Origin of the sequence: Mesorhizobium sp. SEMIA396 (genome assembly GCF_024518615.1) — a bacterium.
In the GTDB taxonomy this organism is placed as follows: Bacteria; Pseudomonadota; Alphaproteobacteria; order Rhizobiales; family Rhizobiaceae; genus Mesorhizobium.
Window position 1 is genome coordinate 51,640 of sequence record NZ_JANIFC010000013.1, and the last position, 19,104, is coordinate 70,743.

General features: G+C 61.9%; 30 protein-coding genes. 2 read left to right on the forward strand and 28 right to left on the reverse strand.

Features of this window, described 5'->3' with window-relative positions; translation table 11 throughout:
- Positions 1 to 43 precede the first annotated feature (43 nt).
- The 28 genes from rpsM to rpsL form a co-directional block, all read right to left on the reverse strand.
- Positions 44 to 412, reverse strand: coding sequence for a 30S ribosomal protein S13 (gene rpsM, locus NP503_RS26870; RefSeq protein WP_013531437.1), 369 nt, complete (start codon positions 410 to 412; stop codon positions 44 to 46).
- Positions 413 to 621: 209 nt separating this feature from the next.
- Complete coding sequence (locus NP503_RS26875; RefSeq protein ID WP_013531436.1) at positions 622 to 1,218, reverse strand: adenylate kinase; 597 nt, start codon at positions 1,216 to 1,218, stop codon at positions 622 to 624.
- Entirely contained in the window at positions 1,215 to 2,555 is a 1,341-nt protein-coding gene (gene secY / locus NP503_RS26880; RefSeq protein WP_127271595.1) for a preprotein translocase subunit SecY, read from the reverse strand. Before secY ends, NP503_RS26875 begins: the two co-directional genes overlap by 4 nt.
- Positions 2,556 to 2,747: 192 nt before the next feature.
- Positions 2,748 to 3,224 carry a 50S ribosomal protein L15 gene (rplO, locus tag NP503_RS26885; protein WP_013531434.1) on the reverse strand — a complete coding sequence of 159 codons (477 nt, stop codon included), beginning with the start codon at positions 3,222 to 3,224 and terminating at the stop codon, positions 2,748 to 2,750.
- A gap of 22 nt (positions 3,225 to 3,246) precedes the next feature.
- The gene (gene rpmD, locus NP503_RS26890) at positions 3,247 to 3,444 is read right to left on the reverse strand and encodes a 50S ribosomal protein L30 (protein ID WP_006205449.1); all 198 of its coding nucleotides are present in this window, start codon (positions 3,442 to 3,444) and stop codon (positions 3,247 to 3,249) included.
- A 24-nt stretch (positions 3,445 to 3,468) separates the two neighbouring features.
- The gene (gene rpsE / locus NP503_RS26895; RefSeq protein ID WP_006333394.1) at positions 3,469 to 4,032 is read right to left on the reverse strand and encodes a 30S ribosomal protein S5; all 564 of its coding nucleotides are present in this window, start codon (positions 4,030 to 4,032) and stop codon (positions 3,469 to 3,471) included.
- A 148-nt stretch (positions 4,033 to 4,180) separates the two neighbouring features.
- Positions 4,181 to 4,540 (reverse strand): 50S ribosomal protein L18, encoded by a 360-nt coding sequence (gene rplR / locus NP503_RS26900; RefSeq protein WP_027038735.1) that lies wholly within the window; start codon positions 4,538 to 4,540, stop codon positions 4,181 to 4,183.
- 124 nt (positions 4,541 to 4,664) lie between these two features.
- Positions 4,665 to 5,198, reverse strand: a complete 534-nt coding sequence (gene rplF, locus NP503_RS26905; protein WP_013895694.1) for a 50S ribosomal protein L6 — start codon at positions 5,196 to 5,198, stop codon at positions 4,665 to 4,667.
- A gap of 89 nt (positions 5,199 to 5,287) precedes the next feature.
- Complete coding sequence (gene rpsH, locus NP503_RS26910; RefSeq protein ID WP_013531431.1) at positions 5,288 to 5,686, reverse strand: 30S ribosomal protein S8; 399 nt, start codon at positions 5,684 to 5,686, stop codon at positions 5,288 to 5,290.
- A 12-nt stretch (positions 5,687 to 5,698) separates the two neighbouring features.
- Complete coding sequence (gene rpsN, locus NP503_RS26915; protein WP_013895695.1) at positions 5,699 to 6,004, reverse strand: 30S ribosomal protein S14; 306 nt, start codon at positions 6,002 to 6,004, stop codon at positions 5,699 to 5,701.
- A gap of 27 nt (positions 6,005 to 6,031) precedes the next feature.
- Complete coding sequence (gene rplE, locus NP503_RS26920; protein WP_127270613.1) at positions 6,032 to 6,610, reverse strand: 50S ribosomal protein L5; 579 nt, start codon at positions 6,608 to 6,610, stop codon at positions 6,032 to 6,034.
- Positions 6,603 to 6,917, reverse strand: a complete 315-nt coding sequence (rplX, locus tag NP503_RS26925; protein ID WP_013531428.1) for a 50S ribosomal protein L24 — start codon at positions 6,915 to 6,917, stop codon at positions 6,603 to 6,605. Before rplX ends, rplE begins: the two co-directional genes overlap by 8 nt.
- Positions 6,918 to 6,929: 12 nt before the next feature.
- Complete coding sequence (gene rplN / locus NP503_RS26930; protein ID WP_006205457.1) at positions 6,930 to 7,298, reverse strand: 50S ribosomal protein L14; 369 nt, start codon at positions 7,296 to 7,298, stop codon at positions 6,930 to 6,932.
- 83 nt (positions 7,299 to 7,381) lie between these two features.
- Positions 7,382 to 7,621: a 30S ribosomal protein S17 gene (gene rpsQ, locus NP503_RS26935; RefSeq protein ID WP_010909280.1), complete on the reverse strand. Its 240-nt coding sequence runs from the start codon at positions 7,619 to 7,621 to the stop codon at positions 7,382 to 7,384.
- 11 nt (positions 7,622 to 7,632) lie between these two features.
- Positions 7,633 to 7,833, reverse strand: coding sequence for a 50S ribosomal protein L29 (rpmC, locus tag NP503_RS26940; protein WP_006205459.1), 201 nt, complete (start codon positions 7,831 to 7,833; stop codon positions 7,633 to 7,635).
- A 13-nt stretch (positions 7,834 to 7,846) separates the two neighbouring features.
- Positions 7,847 to 8,260, reverse strand: a complete 414-nt coding sequence (gene rplP, locus NP503_RS26945) for a 50S ribosomal protein L16 (RefSeq protein ID WP_013531427.1) — start codon at positions 8,258 to 8,260, stop codon at positions 7,847 to 7,849.
- Between the two features lie 27 nt (positions 8,261 to 8,287).
- Positions 8,288 to 9,013, reverse strand: a complete 726-nt coding sequence (gene rpsC, locus NP503_RS26950; protein ID WP_013531426.1) for a 30S ribosomal protein S3 — start codon at positions 9,011 to 9,013, stop codon at positions 8,288 to 8,290.
- Positions 9,013 to 9,402 (reverse strand): 50S ribosomal protein L22, encoded by a 390-nt coding sequence (rplV, locus tag NP503_RS26955; protein WP_006205462.1) that lies wholly within the window; start codon positions 9,400 to 9,402, stop codon positions 9,013 to 9,015. The genes rpsC and rplV overlap by 1 nt, the downstream gene beginning before the upstream one ends.
- Positions 9,403 to 9,404: 2 nt before the next feature.
- Positions 9,405 to 9,683, reverse strand: a complete 279-nt coding sequence (gene rpsS / locus NP503_RS26960; RefSeq protein ID WP_006205463.1) for a 30S ribosomal protein S19 — start codon at positions 9,681 to 9,683, stop codon at positions 9,405 to 9,407.
- 16 nt (positions 9,684 to 9,699) lie between these two features.
- Positions 9,700 to 10,533: a 50S ribosomal protein L2 gene (gene rplB, locus NP503_RS26965; protein ID WP_024505067.1), complete on the reverse strand. Its 834-nt coding sequence runs from the start codon at positions 10,531 to 10,533 to the stop codon at positions 9,700 to 9,702.
- Positions 10,534 to 10,555: 22 nt separating this feature from the next.
- Positions 10,556 to 10,849, reverse strand: a complete 294-nt coding sequence (locus NP503_RS26970) for a 50S ribosomal protein L23 (RefSeq protein ID WP_013531424.1) — start codon at positions 10,847 to 10,849, stop codon at positions 10,556 to 10,558.
- On the reverse strand, positions 10,846 to 11,466 hold the full coding sequence (gene rplD, locus NP503_RS26975; protein ID WP_013531423.1) for a 50S ribosomal protein L4: 621 nt from the start codon (positions 11,464 to 11,466) through the stop codon (positions 10,846 to 10,848). The genes NP503_RS26970 and rplD overlap by 4 nt, the downstream gene beginning before the upstream one ends.
- Complete coding sequence (gene rplC, locus NP503_RS26980; RefSeq protein WP_013531422.1) at positions 11,466 to 12,194, reverse strand: 50S ribosomal protein L3; 729 nt, start codon at positions 12,192 to 12,194, stop codon at positions 11,466 to 11,468. The genes rplD and rplC overlap by 1 nt, the downstream gene beginning before the upstream one ends.
- A 61-nt stretch (positions 12,195 to 12,255) precedes the next feature.
- Positions 12,256 to 12,564: a 30S ribosomal protein S10 gene (rpsJ, locus tag NP503_RS26985; protein WP_010909272.1), complete on the reverse strand. Its 309-nt coding sequence runs from the start codon at positions 12,562 to 12,564 to the stop codon at positions 12,256 to 12,258.
- A gap of 69 nt (positions 12,565 to 12,633) precedes the next feature.
- Entirely contained in the window at positions 12,634 to 13,809 is a 1,176-nt protein-coding gene (gene tuf, locus NP503_RS26990) for an elongation factor Tu (RefSeq protein ID WP_013531404.1), read from the reverse strand.
- Between the two features lie 98 nt (positions 13,810 to 13,907).
- Positions 13,908 to 15,998 (reverse strand): elongation factor G, encoded by a 2,091-nt coding sequence (gene fusA / locus NP503_RS26995; protein WP_027027748.1) that lies wholly within the window; start codon positions 15,996 to 15,998, stop codon positions 13,908 to 13,910.
- Between the two features lie 29 nt (positions 15,999 to 16,027).
- Positions 16,028 to 16,498, reverse strand: coding sequence for a 30S ribosomal protein S7 (rpsG, locus tag NP503_RS27000; protein WP_008875664.1), 471 nt, complete (start codon positions 16,496 to 16,498; stop codon positions 16,028 to 16,030).
- Positions 16,499 to 16,574: 76 nt separating this feature from the next.
- Positions 16,575 to 16,946, reverse strand: coding sequence for a 30S ribosomal protein S12 (gene rpsL, locus NP503_RS27005; protein WP_006333356.1), 372 nt, complete (start codon positions 16,944 to 16,946; stop codon positions 16,575 to 16,577).
- Between the two features lie 498 nt (positions 16,947 to 17,444).
- Here rpsL and NP503_RS27010 point away from each other — a divergent pair, with 498 nt between their 5' ends.
- Both NP503_RS27010 and NP503_RS27015 read left to right on the forward strand, forming a co-directional pair.
- Positions 17,445 to 17,726 (forward strand): transcriptional regulator, encoded by a 282-nt coding sequence (locus NP503_RS27010; RefSeq protein ID WP_127273529.1) that lies wholly within the window; start codon positions 17,445 to 17,447, stop codon positions 17,724 to 17,726.
- A gap of 182 nt (positions 17,727 to 17,908) precedes the next feature.
- Positions 17,909 to 18,835 (forward strand): Gfo/Idh/MocA family protein, encoded by a 927-nt coding sequence (locus tag NP503_RS27015; protein ID WP_127271910.1) that lies wholly within the window; start codon positions 17,909 to 17,911, stop codon positions 18,833 to 18,835.
- Positions 18,836 to 19,104: the final 269 nt, after the last annotated feature.

Genomic DNA, 19,104 nt, shown 5'->3' on the forward strand with positions numbered 1-19,104 from the left:
TCCCTACTGCCTTACTCCCCTACTCCCTTATTCCCCTAAAAAATTACTTCTTCTTGCCGGCGATCGACTTGGCCGGGCCCTTGCGGGTGCGCGCATTGGTATGCGTGCGCTGGCCGCGGACCGGCAGCGAGCGGCGGTGACGCAGGCCGCGGTAGCAGCCGAGGTCCATGAGCCGCTTGATGTTCATCGAGACTTCGCGGCGCAGGTCGCCTTCAACCTGGTAATCGCGGTCGATGGTTTCGCGGATCTGCAGCACTTCCGCGTCGGTAAGCTGGTTGACGCGGCGCTCGGCCGGGATGCCGACCTTGTCGACGATCTCCTGGGCGAACCGCTTGCCAATGCCGTGAATGTATTGAAGCGCAATGACAACGCGCTTGTTGGTCGGAATGTTGACGCCGGCTATACGAGCCATGTTCTTCCCTTCTCCATGTGGGCCGGCCAACCTCAAAAACGAGGCGGGCACGGCGCTGTCTTAAGTTGCCCCGCGTCCGGTGGAGGCCGGCCCATGCGGGAGTTTCCAGTTCAATGCGGCTGCCTTGCCCTTGCGGACAAGCAAAGCTCATGCCTGATAGGAAGACGGGCCGCCATACCGCAGCGAACCGCCTCCGTCAAGTGCAATCGTTAATTTCCCCGCACTGCGTCCTTGAGCACCGCTTCGATCTGTTCCGTCACGGCGTCGATATCGGCCATGCCGTCGACACTGCGGAGCTTGCCCTTGGCATAGTAGTAGCCAATCAGCGGCGACGTCTTCTTGTAGTATTCCCTCAGGCGCTCTTCGAACACGGTCGGGTTGTCGTCCTTGCGAACGGGAAGGCCGGCGGCCTGCGCCTCGTCGGCGCGCTTGACGATCCGGCCAACCAGGGCCTTGTCGTCGACGACGAGCTCAATGACGGCGTCGAGGCCCTGGGAGCGATCCGACAGCATCTGCTCGACCGCATCCGCCTGCACCAGGGTCCGCGGATAGCCGTCGAGGATGAACCCCTTGGCGCAGTCGGGCTGATCGATACGCTCGGCGACGATCGCGTTGACGATCGCGTCGGACACCAGTTCACCGGCATCCATCACCGCCTTGGCGCGCTTGCCGACTTCGGTGCCTGCCTGGACGGCAGCACGCAGCATGTCGCCCGTCGAGAGCTGGGGTATGCCGTGTTTTTCTACCAGTCTTTGTGCTTGCGTCCCCTTGCCCGCTCCTGGCGGCCCAAGCAATATCAACCTCATCTGGCTTTCTTCCCCCCGCGCAGCTTCGACTTCTTGATCAGGCCTTCATACTGGTGCGCGATCAGGTGGCCCTGAATCTGCGCAACCGTATCGAGCGTGACACTGACCACGATCAGAAGCGATGTGCCACCAAGGTAGAATGGTACGCCAGTCGCCGAGATCAGGAACTCCGGCAACAGGCACACCAGCACCAGATAGATGGCGCCGACGACGGTGATGCGGGTGAGAACGTAATCGATGTAATCGGCGGTGCGCTCGCCCGGACGATAGCCCGGGATGAAGCCCGAATGCTTCTTGAGCTGGTCGGCGGTTTCCTTCGGGTTGAAGACAATCGCAGTGTAGAAGAAGGCGAAGAACGCGATCATCGCCGCATAGAATGCCATATAGAGCGGCTGGCCGTGGCCGAGTGCGGCCAGGATCGTGCTTGCCCAGCCCGGCATGTTGGTCGTCTGCGAGAAGCCCGCGACGGTGGCCGGCAGCAACAGCAGCGACGAGGCGAAGATCGGTGGAATGACGCCCGCCGTATTGAGCTTCAGCGGCAGGTGCGATGTATCGCCCTGGAACATGCGGTTGCCGACCTGGCGCTTCGGATACTGGATCAGCAAGCGGCGCTGGGCGCGCTCGAAGAACACGATGAGCGCAATGACGACGACGGCGAGCACGATGATCGCCAGGATCAGGCCGGTCGACAGCGCGCCGGTGCGGCCAAGCTCCAGCGTGCCGGAGATGGCGTGCGGCAGGCCGGCGACGATGCCGGAGAAGATGATCAGCGAAATGCCGTTGCCGATGCCGCGGGCGGTGATCTGCTCGCCGAGCCACATCAGGAACATGGTGCCGCCGAGCAGCGTGAGGACGGTCGAGACGCGGAAGAACATGCCGGGATCGCTGACGATGCCGTTGCCGCCTTCCAGACCGACCGAAATGCCATAGGCCTGAACCAGCCCAAGCAGCACGGTACCGTAGCGCGTGTACTGGTTGATGACCTTGCGGCCCTGCTCGCCTTCCTTCTTCAGCGCTTCCAGCGACGGGATGACCGAGGTCATCAGCTGCATGATGATGGAGGCGGAGATGTAAGGCATGATGCCGAGCGCGAAGATCGCCATGCGCTCCACGGCGCCGCCGGCGAACATGTTGAACATGCCAAGCACGCCCTTGCTCTGCGAGGAGAAGGCCTGGGCGAAGGCGTCGGGATTGATGCCGGGAAGCGGGATGTAGGTGCCGAGGCGATAGACGAGCAGCGCGCCGATCGTGAACCAGATGCGCTTCTTCAAATCCTCCGCCTTGGCGAAGGCCGAGAAATTCAGATTCGAGGCTAATTGTTCAGCAGCCGAAGCCATGCCTGATTCTCCGCTTGGTAACGCTTGATGGCCCTGAGGTCAGGCGGCGCGTTTCACCGAAGCTCACGAGATAAGCTCCGGGCTCTAAACATGCAAGCGGCCGCGTTGACGCGGCCGCCTCGTCGAGCAGATCAAAGCGCAATCGTGAGCAAAAACGGATCCCACTCCTGCCGATCGCGCTTCAAATTGCCGTTACTCGGCAGCTGCCTTTTCCTGCGGCAGCTTGACCGAACCGCCGGCCTTTTCGATCTTCTCGATCGCGGCCTTGGAGGCGCCGGCGACGTCAAAGGCGAGCTTCGCCTTGATCTCGCCGTCCGAGAGGATGCGCACGCCGTCCTTGACGCGGCGGATGACGCCGGCGGCAACCAGCGATTCAGCCGTCACGGTCGCCTTGGCGTCGAGCTTTTTGGCGTCGATGGCCACCTGGATGCGGGCCAGCGACACGACGGTGAAGCTCTTGGCGAAGATGTTATTGAAGCCACGCTTCGGCAGGCGCCGGTAGAGCGGCATCTGGCCACCCTCGAAGCCGTTGATGGCGACGCCGGAGCGCGCCTTCTGGCCCTTGACGCCGCGACCGCCGGTCTTGCCGGAGCCGGAGCCGATACCACGGCCGAGACGCTTCTTGGAGTGCGTCGCGCCGTCCTTGTCACGCAGATCGTTGAGTTTCATCTGAGTTCTCCTGCGCTCTGGCTCAGCCCTCGTCCACGACGCGGACGAGATGCTGGACGGCAGCGATCATGCCGCGCACGGAGGGCGTATCTTCCAGCGTGCGCTGCTTGTGCATCTTGTTGAGGCCGAGGCCGACCAGCGTCGCGCGCTGCTCCTTCGGACGGCGGATCGGCGAACCAATCTGCTCAACGGTGATGGTCTTGGTTGCTTTCTTGGCCATGGTCAAAATCCCTGGTCAGATCGACTATTCTTCAGCCGCAACGGCGGTGCCGCGGCGGGCCTGAAGGGTCGAATACTTGATGCCGCGAGCAGCAGCCACATCCTTGGGATGCATCTGGCTCTTCAGCGCGTCGAAGGTGGCGCGAACCATGTTGTAGGGGTTCGACGAACCCATCGACTTGGCGACCACGTCATGCATGCCGAGCGTCTCGAAGACAGCGCGCATCGGGCCACCGGCGATGATGCCGGTACCTTGCTTGGCGGCGCGCAGCAGCACGCGTCCAGCACCCCAGCGTCCTTCGACGTCGTGATGCAGCGTACGGCCCGAGCGCAGCGGCACGAAGATCATGTCGCGCTTGGCCGATTCAGTTGCCTTGCGGATGGCTTCCGGCACTTCGCGCGCCTTGCCGTGACCAAAGCCGACGCGGCCCTTCTGGTCGCCGACGACGACGAGTGCTGCAAAACCGAAGCGACGGCCGCCCTTGACGACCTTGGCGACGCGGTTGATGTGGACGAGCTTGTCCACCATGCCGTCATCGCGTTCTTCACGATCGCGGCCGCGGCCGCCATCCCTACGTTCCTGTGCCATATCCTGTTCCTTGTTTTTTTCCGGAAGCACGGTTGCTGATAAGATCCGGTGCCTCGCCCCGAATAAATCGGGAAACGGTCACCGGGGGCGAAATCAATTCCTTCGCATAATCCCTATCCGAAAAGTCTGCAACTTTTCGGGACTATGCTTAGAAGCTCAAGCCGCCTTCGCGGGCAGCCTCGGCGAGCGCCTTGACGCGGCCGTGATAGATGTAGGCACCGCGGTCGAAAACGACTTCCTTGACGCCGGCCTTGGTGGCGCGCTCGGCGATCAGCTTGCCGATCGCGGCGGCGGCGGCGGTGTCGGCGCCGGTCTTGAGCGAACCCTTGAGGTCCTTCTCGAGCGTCGAAGCGGCAGCGATGGTGTGGCCCTTGGCGTCGTCGATGACCTGCACGTAGATGTTCTTCGACGTGCGGTGGACCGACAGACGCGGACGCTCGCCGGCGACCTTCTTGATCTGACGACGGACGCGCTGCGCGCGGCGCTGCGTGGATTCCTTGGTACCCATGATGGTCTTCCTTGCCTTCAAAAAACGGGGGCCGCCATATGCGGTAGGCGAAAGCGCCTCCCGCGACCGCTCCCCGCGGCGTTACACTTTTTGGCTTGGCCTCAACTTCCCGAGGCCAGGCCCGCTACTTCTTCTTGCCTTCCTTGCGGACGATCTTCTCGCCGGCATAGCGGACGCCCTTGCCCTTGTAGGGCTCGGGACCGCGATACTCGCGGATCTCGGCCGCAACCTGGCCGACTTGCTGCTTGTCGATGCCGGCCACGGTGATTTCGGTCGGCTTCGGCACGGTAATGGTGATGCCGGCCGGCGTCTCATAGACGACGTCATGGCTGAAGCCAAGCGCCAGCTGCAGGTTCTTGCCCTGAAGTGCCGCGCGATAGCCGACGCCGGTGATCTCGAGCTTCTTCTCGAAACCGTCCTTGACGCCCTGCAGGATGTTGACGATCTGCGTGCGCGACATGCCCCACTTGGAGCGGGCGGTCTTGGTCTGGTCGCGCGGCTGGACAGCGATCTCGCTGCCTTCCATCTTGACCAGCACTTCGTCGTTCACCACGAACTTCAGCTCACCCTTGGGGCCCTTCGCCGTCACGGTCTGGCCGTTGACGGTCGCGGTCACGCCCTGCGGCAGCGAAACGGGTTTCTTTCCAATACGAGACATTTTGTTGTCCTCGTCACTTCTCTTGTTTCAGGTCTCTGTCTTCGGGAACGATCCGAAGACCGGATTCCACTTTGCGGTCAACTGCCAGATCAGAAGATCTGGCAGAGGATCTCACCGCCGACGTTCTGTTCACGTGCTTCATGGTCGGCCATCACGCCCTTCGGTGTCGAAAGGATGGCGATGCCGAGGCCGTTGGCGACCTGCGGAATCGACTTGGCCGAAACATAGACGCGGCGGCCTGGCTTCGAGACGCGGGCGATTTCGCGCACGACCGGCGCGCCGTCGAAATACTTCAGCTCGATCTCGATTTCGGACTTGCCGTTGTCGAAGTCGGTCTGGCTGTAATCGCGGATATAGCCTTCAGCCTTCAGCACGTCGAGGACGCGGGTGCGCAGACGCGAAGCCGGCGTCGAAACGCTCGACTTCTTGCGGCCATACGCGTTGCGGATGCGGGTCAGCATATCGCCGAGAGGATCGCTCAATGACATGTTATGTCCTCCTTACCAGCTCGACTTGACCAGGCCCGGGATCTGGCCGTTATTGCCGAGATCACGAAGCGCGATGCGCGATACTTTGAGCTTGCGATAGTAGGCGCGCGGACGGCCGGTGACTTCGCAGCGGTTGCGGATGCGGATCTTGGCCGAGTTGCGCGGCATGGCGGCAAGCTTGAGCTGAGCGCGGAAACGCTCTTCCATCGGCTTGGACTGATCCATGATTATCGCCTTCAGGGCAGCGCGCTTGGGACCGTACTGGTCGGCAAGCTTGCGGCGCCTGTTGTTCTTCTCGACTGAGCTGGTCTTTGCCATTTCAGATTTTTCCTTTTCTCGCTGCCGTTACTGGCGGAAGGGGAAGTTGAAAGCCTTGAGCAATGCCCTGGCTTCGTCATCCGTCTTCGCAGTCGTACAAACGATGACGTCCATGCCCCAGATCTGATCAACCTTGTCGTAGTTGATCTCCGGGAACACGATGTGTTCCTTGATGCCCATGGCGTAGTTGCCACGGCCATCGAAGCTCTTCGGATTGAGCCCGCGGAAGTCGCGGACGCGTGGCAGTGCGATGTTCACGAGACGGTCGAGGAACTCGTACATACGTTCCTTGCGCAGCGTGACCTTAGCGCCGATCGGCATCTTCTCGCGGACCTTGAAGCCGGCGATCGAGTTGCGGGCGCGGGTGACGACGGCCTTCTGGCCGGCGATCATCGCCAGGTCTTCGGCCGCGATCGAAGGCTTCTTCGAATCGGCGGTCGCTTCGCCAACGCCCATGTTCAGCACGATCTTGTCGATGCGCGGAACCTGCATCTCGTTGTCGTAGCCGAACTGTTCCTGCAACGCCTTGCGGATGGTCTCGTTGTAGACCTGCTTGAGGCGCGGCGTGTTGTTCGCGGTCGCCTGCTTGGATTGAGCCTTAGCCATTGATGACTTCTCCCGAGCGCTTGGCGACGCGCACCTTCTTGCCGTCCTTCTGGAAGATGAAACCGACGCGGGTCGGCTTGCCATCCTTGGGGTCGGCCAGCGCGATGTTCGACAGCTGGATCGGCGCTTCCTTGGTGATGATCCCGCCCTCTTGGGACTGGGACTGCTTCTGGTGACGACGGATCATGTTGACGCCGCGCACCAGCGCGGTGTCTTCCTTCGGCTGCACCGAGAGGACTTCGCCCGAACGGCCCTTGTCCTTGCCGGCCAGCACGACGACCTTGTCGCCTTTTCTAATCTTTTGCATTGGTCCGGCTCCTTACAGCACTTCAGGCGCGAGCGAGATGATCTTCATGTGGTTCTTGGCGCGGAGTTCGCGCGGAACCGGTCCGAAGATACGCGTGCCGATCGGCTCTTTCTTGTTGTCGACGAGAACGGCCGCGTTCTTGTCGAAACGGATCACGCTGCCGTCCGGGCGGCGGATGTCCTTGGCCGTGCGAACCACGACCGCCTTCATCACATCGCCCTTCTTTACGCGGCCGCGCGGAATGGCTTCCTTGATCGACACCACGATGATGTCGCCCACGGAAGCGTATTTCCGCTTCGAGCCGCCCAGCACCTTGATGCACATGACACGACGGGCGCCGGAATTATCCGCGACGTCGAGGTTTGTTTGCATCTGAATCATGACTGGCCGCCTTCTTCTCTTCTAACGGGATGGGCTCAAAGCCCCTCCCCGGTCTGTCCAAAATTCGTTGTTTACGCCCGAGGTCAGGCTTGGTCCGAAGACACGACGATCCAGCGCTTGTCCTTGGAAATCGGCTTCGATTCCTGGATGAACACCTGATCGCCGACCTTGTGGGCGTTGTTTTCGTCGTGCGCCTTGTACTTCTTGGTCATGCGCACGGTCTTCTTCATCACGGGATGCGTGAAGCGCCGTTCGACCTTGACGACAACCGTCTTCTCGTTCTTGTCGCTGACGACGGTGCCCTGCAGAATGCGCTTTGGCATGGTTTTCGTCCTTAAGCCTTCTTAGCCGCGGACTTTTCCGCAGCGATGGTCTTGATACGCGCAATATCCTTACGGACCTGTCTCACGCGCGCGGTCTTCTCGAGCTGGCCGGTGGCCTTCTGGAAGCGCAGGTTGAACTGCTCCTTCTTCAGGCTGGCCAGGTCGTCGGTCAGCTGGTCCTGGGTCTTGGTCCGGATGTCTTCGGCTTTCATGATCAGCCCGTCCTTATTCTGCGATGCGCTGCACGAAGCGCGTCTTGACCGAGAGCTTGGCCGCGCCGAGACGCAGTGCCTCACGGGCGGTTTCTTCATTGACGCCGTCGATCTCGAACATGATACGGCCCGGCTTGACGCGCGCCGCCCAGTAGTCGACCGCACCCTTGCCCTTACCCATGCGGACTTCGGTCGGCTTCGAAGTGACCGGCACGTCCGGGAAAATACGGATCCAGACGCGACCAGCGCGCTTCATTTCACGCGTGATCGCGCGGCGGGCCGCCTCGATCTCACGTGCGGTGACGCGGTTCGGCTCAAGCGCCTTCAGCCCGAAACCACCGAAATCCAGGTTGGTGCCGCCCTTTGCGGTACCATGGATACGGCCCTTGAACTGCTTGCGGAACTTTGTGCGCTTTGGCTGCAGCATCGTTCTAACTCCAAATTCCTAAATGTCTCAGGCGTTTTCGCGACGACGACCGCGTTCGCGATCACCACCACCGCCATGCGCTGCATCGCTTTCGCTGGCCCGACGCTCCGAAGCCATCGGGTCATGCTCAAGGATTTCGCCCTTGAACACCCAGACCTTGACGCCGCAGATGCCATAAGCCGTGTGCGCTTCGGCCGTACCGTAGTCGACGTCCGCACGCAGCGTATGCAGCGGCACGCGGCCTTCGCGATACCATTCCATGCGCGCGATCTCGGCGCCGCCGAGGCGGCCGGCGCAGTTGATGCGGATGCCTTCGGCCCCGAGGCGCATCGCCGACTGAACGGCACGCTTCATGGCGCGGCGGAACGCGATACGACGCTCGAGCTGCTGGGCGATCGACTGGGCGACCAGGGTCGCGTCGATTTCCGGCTTGCGCACTTCAACGATGTTGAGGTGCGTCTCGGACTTCGTCATCTCCATCAGCTTCTTGCGAAGCTTCTCGATGTCGGCGCCCTTCTTGCCGATGATCAGACCCGGGCGCGCGGCGTGGATGGTGACGCGGCACTTCTTGTGCGGACGCTCGATCACGACCTTCGAGATGGCAGCCTGCTTGAGCTCCTTCTCGAGATACTTGCGGATCTTGATGTCCTCATGCAGCAGCTTGCCGTACTCGCCGGTGTTCGCGAACCAGCGCGAATCCCAGGTGCGGTTGATGCCGAGGCGAAGACCGATCGGATTGACTTTCTGGCCCATTATGCGGCCTCCCCTTTTTCTTCGACTTCACGAACGACGATCGTGAGGTGCGAGAACGGCTTCTCGATACGGCTGGCGCGACCGCGGCCACGGGCATGGAACCGCTTCATGACGATCGACTTGCCGACATAGGCTTCCGCCACGATCAGTGCATCGACATCCAGGTCGTGGTTGTTTTCCGCGTTGGCGATTGCCGATTCCAGCGTCTTCTTGACCGTGCCGGAAATCCGCTTGGCCGAGAATTCGAGATCGGAAAGCGCTGTCGCGACCTTCTTGCCGCGGATCAGCGCGGCAACGAGGTTCAGCTTCTGCGGGCTGATACGGATCGTGCGCAATACGGCGCGCGCTTCGTTATCAGCAAGCCTGCGCGGAGCTTTGGCCTTGCCCATGATTATTTCCTCTTCGCCTTCTTATCCGCGCCGTGACCGTAATAGGTCCGGGTCGGAGCGAATTCACCGAACTTGTGACCGACCATGTCCTCGTTCACCGAGACGGGAACATGCTTCTGGCCGTTGTAGACACCGAAGGTGAAGCCGACGAACTGCGGCAGGATGGTGGAGCGACGGCTCCACATCTTGATCACCTCATTGCGACCACCTTCACGAACCTTGTCCACCTTCTTGAGAAGGTAGCCGTCAATGAAGGGGCCTTTCCAAATCGAACGAGTCACTTGGCGTTACCTCTTCTTAGCTCTTGCGCTGATGGCGCGAGCGCAGGATGAACTTGTCGGTCGCCTTGTTGGACCGCGTCTTCTTGCCCTTGGTCGGCTTGCCCCAGGGCGAAACCGGATGGCGGCCACCCGAGGTGCGGCCTTCACCGCCGCCGTGCGGATGGTCGACCGGGTTCATGGTCACGCCGCGATTGTGCGGGCGCTTGCCACGCCAAACCGTGCGACCGGCCTTGCCGTCATTGATGTTGCCGTGGTCCGGATTGGACACGGCGCCGACAGTGGCCATGCAGGAGCCGTGAACGACACGCTGCTCGCCCGAATTGAGGCGCAGGATCGCCATGCCCTGGTCACGACCGACTAGCTGACCGTAACCACCTGCCGAACGGGCGACCTGAGCGCCCTTGCCCGGCTTCAGCTCGATGTTGTGGACGATGGTGCCGACCGGCATCGAAGCCAGCGGCATCGCATTGCCCGGCTTCACATCTACCGATTCACCGGAGACGATCTTGTCGCCGGGAGCCAGACGCTGCGGAGCGATGATGTAGGACAGCTCGCCATCGTCATACTTGATCAGCGCGATGAAGGCGGTGCGGTTCGGATCGTATTCAATGCGCTCGACCGTGCCGACGACGTCGAACTTGCGGCGCTTGAAGTCGATGATGCGGTACGAACGCTTGTGACCACCGCCGATGAAGCGGGCGGTGATGCGACCGTGATTGTTGCGGCCGCCCGACTTGGTCAGGCCTTCGGTCAGACCCTTGACGGGCTTGCCCTTGTAAAGACCCGAGCGGTCGACGATGACCAGCTGACGGGTGCTGGGCGTTACCGGGTTGAATTTTTTCAGTGCCATTGTTCTGTCCTCGCGGCCTTGCTCAGAGACCCGTCGCGACGTCGATCGACTGACCATCGGCCAGCGTCACAACCGCCTTCTTGACGTCGCTCTGGCGGCCAACCGTGCCACGGAAGCGCTTGATCTTGCCCTTGCGGACAAGCGTGTTCACGGCCATCACCTTGACGCCGAACAGCGCTTCGACGGCGGCCTTGATTTCCGGCTTCGACGCCTTCTTGGCGACGTTGAAGACGACCTTGTTCTGCTCGGAGGCCATGGTCGACTTTTCGGTGATCGCCGGCGAGACGATCACGTCGTAATGACGAAGGTCGGTCATTTAAAACGCTCCTCGAGAGCCTCGACGGCGGCCTTCGAAAGGACCAGCGTGCCGCGGCGCAGAATGTCGTAGACGTTGATGCCCTGGATGGGCAGCACGTCGATGTTGGGGATGTTCGTCGCCGCCAGCTTGAAGTTCTTGTCAAGCTCGGCGCCGCCGATCAGCAAAGCGTTGGTCAGGCCCAGCGTCGCGAAATTCGCGATCAGCGCCTTCGTCTTGGCCTCGGTCAGCTTCAGCTCGTCGATGATGATGATCGACGCGCTCTTGGCCTTGGCCGAGAGAGCATGCTTGAGGCCGAGAGCACGAACCTTCTTCGGCAGTTCGTGCTCGTGGCTGCGAACGACCGGGCCGTGGGCCTTGCCGCCGCCGCGGAACTGCGGAGCGCGTGCCGAATGGTGACGGGCGCGACCCGTACCCTTCTGCTTGTACATCTTGGCGCCGGTGCGCGCGATCTCGGCGCGACCCTTGGTCTTGTGCGTGCCCTGCTGCTTCTTGGCAAGCTGCCAGCGCACGACGCGCTGCAGGATGTCTTCGCGCGGATCAAGGCCGAAAATCTCGTCGGAGAGTTCCACCTTGCCGGCGTCCTTGCCGCCCAGCGTTGTGATCTTGAGATCCATTATTCCGCTCCCTCTGTGGCCGGAGCCTCGTTCTTGGCGCCACTTTCGGCAGCAACGGCGCGGATCGCGGCAGGCTTCGGCGCATTGGCCGGCAGTGCCACCTTGGCCGCATCGCGGACCAGGATCCAGGCGCCCTTCGATCCGGGAACCGCACCGCGGATCAGGATCAGGCCGCGGTCGGCGTCGGTCGATACGATCTCGACATTCTGCGTGGTGACGCGGGTGTCGCCCATGTGGCCAGCCATATGCTTGCCCTTGAACACCTTGCCCGGGTCCTGGCGCTGGCCGGTCGAACCGTGCGTCCGGTGCGAAACCGAGTTACCGTGCGTTGCACGGCCACCGCCCATGTGGTGGCGCTTGATGACGCCCTGGAAGCCCTTGCCGATCGTCGTGCCCGTCACATCGACCTTCTGGCCGGCGACGAAGTGCTCGACGGTGATCTCGGCGCCGACATCGATCATGTTGTCGGCGGAGACGCGGAACTCGGCGACCTTCGCCTTCGGCTCGACGGAAGCGGTCGCGAAATGGCCGCGCATCGCCTTCGACGTGTTCTTCACCTTGGCAAGGCCAACGCCGAGCTGAACGGCGGTGTAGCCATTCTTCTCTTGCGTGCGCTGGGCCACGACCTGGCAGTTCTCCATCAGGAGAACGGTGACGGGAACATGTTCCCCGGCATCGTTGTAGATGCGGGTCATTCCCACCTTCTTTGCAATCACACCTGAACGCATCGGTTCAATTCCTTTAGAGTTCCGGGCCAGGGGCACCGCCCCTTACCGCGCTCTCATTCCCTTAGAGCTTGATCTCGACGTCGACGCCGGCGGCCAGATCGAGCTTCATCAAAGCATCGACCGTCTGCGGGGTCGGATCGACGATGTCGAGCAGACGCTTGTGCGTGCGCATCTCGAACTGCTCGCGGCTCTTCTTGTCGACGTGAGGCGACCGGTTGACCGTGAACTTTTCGATCCGCGTCGGCAGCGGAATGGGGCCGCGGACGTTTGCGCCGGTACGCTTGGCCGTCGACACGATTTCCTTCGTCGAGGCGTCGAGCACGCGGTGGTCAAACGCCTTAAGGCGGATGCGGATATTCTGTCCGTTCATGCGTCACTTCCTTGTTCTGGCGCGGCGCGGGCAACTCCCGCGCCCGCGACAGATCGGTTTAAGTCCAAATTACTCTTTGATGGTGACGACGATGCCGGCACCGACGGTGCGGCCGCCTTCACGGATAGCAAAGCGCAGCTTCTCCTCCATGGCAATCGGCACGATCAGCTCGACATCGACCGTGATGTTGTCGCCCGGCATCACCATTTCGGTGCCTTCCGGCAGCGACACGATGCCGGTCACGTCGGTCGTGCGGAAGTAGAACTGCGGACGGTAGTTGGTGAAGAACGGCGTGTGACGGCCACCTTCATCCTTGGTCAGGATGTAGGCTTCGGCCACGAACTTCTTGTGCGGCTTCACCGTGCCCGGCTTGGCCAGAACCTGGCCGCGCTCGACACCTTCACGATCAACGCCGCGCAGCAGCGCGCCGATGTTGTCGCCGGCCTGGCCCTGATCGAGCAGCTTGCGGAACATCTCGACGCCCGTGCAGGTCGTCTTGGTCGTCGGACGGATGCCGATGATCTCCAGCTCCTCGCCGACCTTGACCACGCCGCGCTCGACGCGGCCGGTCACGACCGTGCCGCGGCCCGAGATCGAGAACACGTCTTCGATCGGCATCAGGAACGGCTTGTCGAGCGGACGAACCGGCGTCGGAATGTAGGCATCGACCGCAGCCATCAGCTCGCGGATCGCGTCTTCACCGATCTTCTTGTCGGAATCTTCCAGCGCAGCCAGAGCCGAACCCTTGACGATCGGAATGTCGTCGCCGGGGAACTCGTTCTTGGTCAGAAGCTCGCGAACCTCGAGCTCGACCAATTCGAGCAGCTCGGCGTCGTCGACCTGGTCGACCTTGTTCAGGAACACCACGATCGACGGCACGCCGACCTGACGCGCCAGCAGGATGTGCTCGCGGGTCTGCGGCATCGGGCCGTCGGCAGCCGACACGACCAGGATCGCGCCGTCCATCTGCGCGGCACCGGTGATCATGTTCTTCACATAGTCGGCGTGGCCGGGGCAGTCGACGTGAGCGTAGTGCCGGTTGGCCGTCTCATATTCGACGTGCGCCGTCGAGATCGTGATGCCGCGCGCCTTTTCTTCAGGGGCAGCGTCGATCTGGTCGTAGCGCTTGTATTCGCCAAAATACTTGGTGATCGCCGCCGTCAGCGACGTCTTGCCATGGTCGACGTGGCCAATCGTGCCGATGTTCACGTGAGGCTTGTTACGCTCGAATTTACCTTTGGCCATAATCGTTCTCCGTCTATTCTACCCGCTAAGGGGAAATTGTTATTCGCTCTTCAGATCCGGCACCGCGCAAGGAGCGCGACCCGGTGGCTAAGAAACCCTTAGGCGTATTTCTTCTGGACTTCCTGAGCCACTGCGGTCGGAACCGGCTCATAGTGATCGAACTGCATGGTGTAGGCCGCACGGCCCTGGCTCATCGAGCGCAGGTTGTCGACATACTTGAACATGTTGGCGAGCGGCACCATCGCGTTGATGACGACGGCGACGCCGCGCGCTTCCTGGCCCTGGATCTGGCCACGACGACCGTTCAGATCGCCGATGACGCTGCCGACGTAATCTTCCGGCGTCACCACTTCGACCTTCATGATCGGCTCGAGCAGCTGCACGCCAAGCTTGGGTGCGGCTTCACGGAAGCAGGCGCGGCCGGCGATTTCGAAGGCCAGAACGCTGGAGTCGACATCGTGGTAAGCGCCGTCGATCAGCGTCGCCTTGACGCCGATCATCGGGAAGCCCGCGAACGGACCCGAGGTCATGACGCTGTTGATGCCCTTTTCGACACCGGGGATGTATTCCTTCGGCACGGCGCCGCCGACGATCTTGGTCTCGAACTCGAACTCGCTGCTGTCCGGGTTCGGCTCGAAGACGATCTTGACGCGAGCGAACTGACCGGTACCGCCGGTCTGCTTCTTGTGCGTGTAGTCCTGCTCGTGCCTGCGGGTGATCGTCTCGCGATAAGCCACCTGCGGTGCGCCGACATTGGCCTCGACCTTGAACTCGCGACGCATACGGTCGACGATGATGTCCAGGTGAAGTTCGCCCATGCCGGAAATGATGGTCTGGCCGCTTTCCTCGTCGGTCTTGACACGGAAGGACGGATCCTCGGCGGCCAGGCGGTGAAGGGCGAGGCCCATCTTTTCCTGGTCGTTCTTGGTCTTCGGCTCGATGGCGATCTGGATGACCGGATCGGGGAATTCCATGCGCTCGAGAATGACCGGATGCAGCGGATCGCTCAGCGTGTCGCCGGTGGTCGTGTCCTTGAGACCGGCAAGAGCAACGATGTCGCCGGCAAAAGCCTCTTCGACGTCGGCGCGCGAGTTCGCATGCATCTGCAGCATGCGGCCGATGCGCTCTTTCTTGCCCTTCACGGTGTTGTCGACCGAGATGCCCTTGGTGAGCCTGCCCGAATAGATGCGGGCAAAGGTCAGCGAACCGACGAACGGGTCGTTCATGATCTTGAAGGCGAGCATCGACAGAGGCTCGTTGTCGTCGGCGTGACGCTCGATCTCGGCGTCGGTCTTGGCATCGACACCCTTGATGGCGGGAACATCGGCCGGCGACGGCAGATATTCGACGACGGCGTCGAGCAGCGGCTGCACGCCCTTGTTCTTAAAGGCCGAGCCACAGAACATCGGGTAGAACTTGACCGCGATGGTGCCCTTGCGGATCAGCGCGCGGATCTCGTCATTCGACGGCATCTTGCCTTCGAGGTAATTCTCAAGCGCCGTCTCGTCCATCTCGACGGCGGCCTCGATCATCTTCTCGCGGTATTCTTCGGCACGAGCCTTGAGGTCGTCCGGGATCTCGACAACATCCCAGGCAGCGCCCAGCGTCTCGTCGCGCCAGACAAGCGCGTTCATCTCGACGAGGTCGACGACGCCCTTGAACTCGGTCTCGGCGCCGATCGGCAGCTGCATGACAACGGCATGCGCACCGAGGCGCGAACCGATCATCTCGACCGAGCGGTAGAAGTCGGCGCCGATCTTGTCCATCTTGTTGCAGAAGATCATGCGCGGAACGCGGTACTTGTCGGCCTGGCGCCAGACGGTCTCGGTCTGCGGCTCAACGCCGGCATTGGCATCGAGCAGCGCGATGGCGCCGTCGAGCACGCGCAGCGAACGCTCGACTTCGATGGTGAAGTCGACGTGGCCGGGGGTGTCGATGATGTTGAAGCGGTGCATCTTGCCGTCACGAGCCTTCCAGAAGGTCGTGGTCGCGGCGGAGGTGATCGTGATGCCGCGCTCCTGCTCCTGCTCCATCCAATCCATGGTGGCAGCGCCGTCGTGGACTTCGCCGATCTTGTGCGACTTGCCCGTGTAGTAGAGGACGCGCTCGGTGGTCGTCGTCTTGCCGGCGTCAATATGCGCCATGATACCGAAATTGCGGTAGTCTTCGATTTTGTATTCGCGGGCCATCGTAGCTGCCTCTCAGTCTCGTTCGCGCTTTACCAGCGGTAGTGCGCGAAAGCGCGGTTGGCTTCAGCCATCTTGTGGGTGTCTTCACGCTTCTTGACAGCCGTGCCGCGGTTGTTGGCCGCATCCATCAGCTCGCCGGAGAGGCGGTCGACCATCGTGGTCTCATTGCGATTGCGGGCCGCAGCGATCAGCCAGCGAATGGCCAATGCCTGGCGGCGCTCGGGGCGCACGTCGACCGGAACCTGGTAGGTGGCGCCACCGACACGACGCGAACGCACTTCAACATGCGGCGCGACATTGTCGAGCGCCTGATGGAAGACGGTGACCGGCTCCTGCTTGGTCTTCGACTGAACCTGGTCGAGCGCGCCGTAGACGATGGTCTCGGCGACCGACTTCTTGCCGTCATACATGACGGCGTTCATGAACTTGGTGACGATCAGATCGCCGAACTTCGGGTCCGGATTGATCTCACGCTTTTCTGCACTGTGACGACGCGACATGGTTTTTGTCTCTCAATCTCATAACCCGACGCACCCAAGGAGCGCCAAGGCCGGAAAATCTTACTTCGGACGCCCCTTACTTCGGACGCTTGGCGCCGTACTTCGAACGGCGCTGCTTGCGGTTCTTCACACCCTGCGTGTCGAGCACGCCGCGGATGATGTGGTAGCGAACGCCCGGAAGATCCTTGACGCGGCCGCCGCGGATCATCACCACGGAGTGTTCCTGAAGGTTGTGGCCTTCGCCGGGGATGTACCCGATCACTTCAAAACCATTGGTCAGGCGGATCTTGGCCACCTTGCGCAGCGCCGAGTTCGGCTTCTTCGGCGTCGTTGTATAGACGCGCGTGCAGACGCCCCGCTTCTGCGGGTTCTGCTGCATGGCCGGGACCTTGTTGCGCTTCACCGGCGCAATGCGCGGCTTGCGGATCAGCTGGTTGACGGTAGGCATTAAACCCTCTTGTCTCTCAATTCCGTGTCTCGCCCGGTCAGGGCCGCTCAAAGCGTCATTTCCATACGCAAATTCGGGCCATAAGCCGCGCCTCGCGGTCTTGCCCGAACAAAAGGCAGAGGAAGCGGAAGCCGCTTCGTGCACGCCGGAAATGTCTTTTCGCTCGTAAAACGAACCCTGTTTGAGGCAAACTCCAAAGCGTGTCGCTTCGGAAGGGAGAGCCTCACATCGGTTCTGACTGGGCGGCTTCTACTCGTAAGACCGCGGACCGTCAAGCCCGGAGCATCAAATATTGCGCGCCGACCAAGGCTTGGCAGCCATGCGAAAACCGCATGTAATTTTCTTTCGCATTTTTGCAAGAGCGAGGAAGAAAGTGACAAGCCTTCAGGCAAAGTGAATGGGTTTGCGCTGTTGCGCGGCCTTGCTTCATGCGAAAAGGCCGCATGAGCAGTCAAAACCCCCCTCGCCCGCCCACCCGCTGCCAAGAGGAATCGGCCCGTGAACGACAATGAAGAACGCCCGGTCACCATCATCACCGGCCGGGTGTGGAAGAAAAAAGGCGGCAAACCGGAAGGCGTCCACGTCATGCTGGTCGCGCCCGACGACGATTCGGCGGTGCGCCGGGCACTCGAATCGCTTGCCGCCGAAGGGTACGCCGAGGCCGAACTCGACCAGATCGGCGACATGGACGGCATCCCCGACGACGAGCCGCATATCTCCGCCTTCCAGGGCGCGCTCGAAGGCGAAGTGTCGATCGTTACCTTCGACGTGCCGATCTGACTCCAACCCCCGGTCCAGCTTTCGAATCGACTGCCGAGACGAATCGGCGATCGAGGCATTCCCAGCCGACAAAATACGCACTGCCGCTCGAGGAAGGCTGAGTTTGGCTGCTTGGCTTCGGCTTGCCCGGGGCAAGTGTTCTGATAAGAAACCATCACCATCATCAAACAGACGGAGCGGCCGTGTCCCAGCCCATCAAGATAGGCATCGTCGGCGTCGGCAAGATCGTCCGCGACCAGCACCTACCGGCCCTGGCGAAAGACCAGGACTATCGCCTCATCGCGGCCGCCAGCCGTCACGGCAAGGTGGATGACATCACGAATTTTCCTGACATCGAAGCCATGCTCGACGCTGTGCCCGAGCTCGAGGCCGTGTCGCTCTGCATGCCGCCGCAGTTCCGCTACGATGCGGCGCGGACGGCACTGATGGCCAAGAAGCATGTCTTCCTGGAGAAGCCGCCTGGCGCCACTGTCAGCGAGGTCGAGGACCTCAAGACATTGGCCGCACAGAACGGGGTTTCGCTGTTCGCCAGCTGGCACTCGCGCTATGCGCCGGCCGTAGAGGCCGCGCGTGCATTCCTCGACAAAGCCAAGATCAGGTCGGCCGCCATCAACTGGAAGGAAGACGTGCGCCGCTGGCACCCGAACCAGGAATGGATCTGGGCTCCCGGCGGTTTCGGCGTCTTCGATCCCGGCATCAACGCGCTGTCGATTGCCACCCATATCCTGCCGGCGATGTTCATCACCTCGGCGGTGCTGGATTTTCCCGAAAACCGCGCCTCCCCGGTTGCCGCGCGCGTCGCCTTCCGCACCTCGAACGGGTTGCCGGTGACGATGGACCTCGACTGGCTGCAGACAGGCCCGCAAAGCTGGGACATCCTGGCCGACACCGACAAGGGCGCGATGGTGCTGTCGGGCGGCGGCTCGAAGCTCGCCATCGACGGCAAGGTGGTTCATGACGAGCCGGAGGCCGAGTACCCGATGCTCTACAAGCGCTTCGCCGAGATCGTCCGCGCCGGCACCTCCGATGTCGATCTGGCGCCGCTGCAGCATGTCGCTGACGCCTTCATGCTCGGCAAGCGCAACGTGGTCGAGGCGTTCTTCGATTGACAATGGGCTGTGAAGAGCGACCTCGCTCCGATCCCCACTTTCCGGATCATTTGCGAAGGGCGCGCCGCCCCTCATTGTCCTGCCGGACATTTCTCCCCGTATAGTGACGGGGAGAAAGGGGCAATGGCGACGCCGGCGTTCGCCCTGCAAGGTCGCCGATTGGCGAAATCGTCAGCGACGGCGTCCTTCTCCCCGTCACTATACGGGGAGAAGATGCCGGCAGGCAGATGAGGGGCGGCGCCAGCCTGCAAAACAAGGCACCAGACGAT

What these genes read in the sequence shown, in the direction of transcription:
- rpmC (WP_006205459.1), bottom strand. Translation starts at nt 7,833, where the DNA reads ATGAAAGCCGAAGACATCCGGACCAAGACCCAGGACCAGCTGACCGAC.
- rplX (WP_013531428.1), bottom strand. Translation starts at nt 6,917, where the DNA reads ATGCAAAAGATTAGAAAAGGCGACAAGGTCGTCGTGCTGGCCGGCAAG.
- rpsQ (WP_010909280.1), bottom strand. Translation starts at nt 7,621, where the DNA reads ATGCCAAAGCGCATTCTGCAGGGCACCGTCGTCAGCGACAAGAACGAG.
- rpsH (WP_013531431.1), bottom strand. Translation starts at nt 5,686, where the DNA reads ATGTCATTGAGCGATCCTCTCGGCGATATGCTGACCCGCATCCGCAAC.
- NP503_RS26875 (WP_013531436.1), bottom strand. Translation starts at nt 1,218, where the DNA reads ATGAGGTTGATATTGCTTGGGCCGCCAGGAGCGGGCAAGGGGACGCAA.
- rplV (WP_006205462.1), bottom strand. Translation starts at nt 9,402, where the DNA reads ATGGGCAAGGCCAAAGCTCCGCGCAGGCTTGCTGATAACGAAGCGCGC.
- rpsM (WP_013531437.1), bottom strand. Translation starts at nt 412, where the DNA reads ATGGCTCGTATAGCCGGCGTCAACATTCCGACCAACAAGCGCGTTGTC.
- rplC (WP_013531422.1), bottom strand. Translation starts at nt 12,194, where the DNA reads ATGCGTTCAGGTGTGATTGCAAAGAAGGTGGGAATGACCCGCATCTAC.
- rplE (WP_127270613.1), bottom strand. Translation starts at nt 6,610, where the DNA reads ATGGCTAAGGCTCAATCCAAGCAGGCGACCGCGAACAACACGCCGCGC.
- tuf (WP_013531404.1), bottom strand. Translation starts at nt 13,809, where the DNA reads ATGGCCAAAGGTAAATTCGAGCGTAACAAGCCTCACGTGAACATCGGC.
- rplO (WP_013531434.1), bottom strand. Translation starts at nt 3,224, where the DNA reads ATGAAACTCAACGATCTGCGTGACAAGGACGGCGCGACGCACTCCAAG.
- rpsE (WP_006333394.1), bottom strand. Translation starts at nt 4,032, where the DNA reads ATGGCACAGGAACGTAGGGATGGCGGCCGCGGCCGCGATCGTGAAGAA.
- rplR (WP_027038735.1), bottom strand. Translation starts at nt 4,540, where the DNA reads ATGGGTACCAAGGAATCCACGCAGCGCCGCGCGCAGCGCGTCCGTCGT.
- rplP (WP_013531427.1), bottom strand. Translation starts at nt 8,260, where the DNA reads ATGCTGCAGCCAAAGCGCACAAAGTTCCGCAAGCAGTTCAAGGGCCGT.
- rplD (WP_013531423.1), bottom strand. Translation starts at nt 11,466, where the DNA reads ATGGATCTCAAGATCACAACGCTGGGCGGCAAGGACGCCGGCAAGGTG.
- rpsG (WP_008875664.1), bottom strand. Translation starts at nt 16,498, where the DNA reads ATGTCGCGTCGTCACAGTGCAGAAAAGCGTGAGATCAATCCGGACCCG.
- rplB (WP_024505067.1), bottom strand. Translation starts at nt 10,533, where the DNA reads ATGGCACTGAAAAAATTCAACCCGGTAACGCCCAGCACCCGTCAGCTG.
- NP503_RS26970 (WP_013531424.1), bottom strand. Translation starts at nt 10,849, where the DNA reads ATGACCGACCTTCGTCATTACGACGTGATCGTCTCGCCGGCGATCACC.
- rpmD (WP_006205449.1), bottom strand. Translation starts at nt 3,444, where the DNA reads ATGGCCAAGAAAGCAACCAAGACCATCACCGTTGAGCAGATTGGTTCG.
- rplF (WP_013895694.1), bottom strand. Translation starts at nt 5,198, where the DNA reads ATGTCTCGTATTGGAAAGAAACCCGTTTCGCTGCCGCAGGGCGTGACC.
- rpsJ (WP_010909272.1), bottom strand. Translation starts at nt 12,564, where the DNA reads ATGAACGGACAGAATATCCGCATCCGCCTTAAGGCGTTTGACCACCGC.
- rpsN (WP_013895695.1), bottom strand. Translation starts at nt 6,004, where the DNA reads ATGGCAAAGACCAGCTCAGTCGAGAAGAACAACAGGCGCCGCAAGCTT.
- rpsL (WP_006333356.1), bottom strand. Translation starts at nt 16,946, where the DNA reads ATGCCTACCGTCAACCAGCTGATCCGCAAGCCGCGCATTGCGCCGGTG.
- rplN (WP_006205457.1), bottom strand. Translation starts at nt 7,298, where the DNA reads ATGATTCAGATGCAAACAAACCTCGACGTCGCGGATAATTCCGGCGCC.
- fusA (WP_027027748.1), bottom strand. Translation starts at nt 15,998, where the DNA reads ATGGCCCGCGAATACAAAATCGAAGACTACCGCAATTTCGGTATCATG.
- rpsC (WP_013531426.1), bottom strand. Translation starts at nt 9,013, where the DNA reads ATGGGCCAGAAAGTCAATCCGATCGGTCTTCGCCTCGGCATCAACCGC.
- secY (WP_127271595.1), bottom strand. Translation starts at nt 2,555, where the DNA reads ATGGCTTCGGCTGCTGAACAATTAGCCTCGAATCTGAATTTCTCGGCC.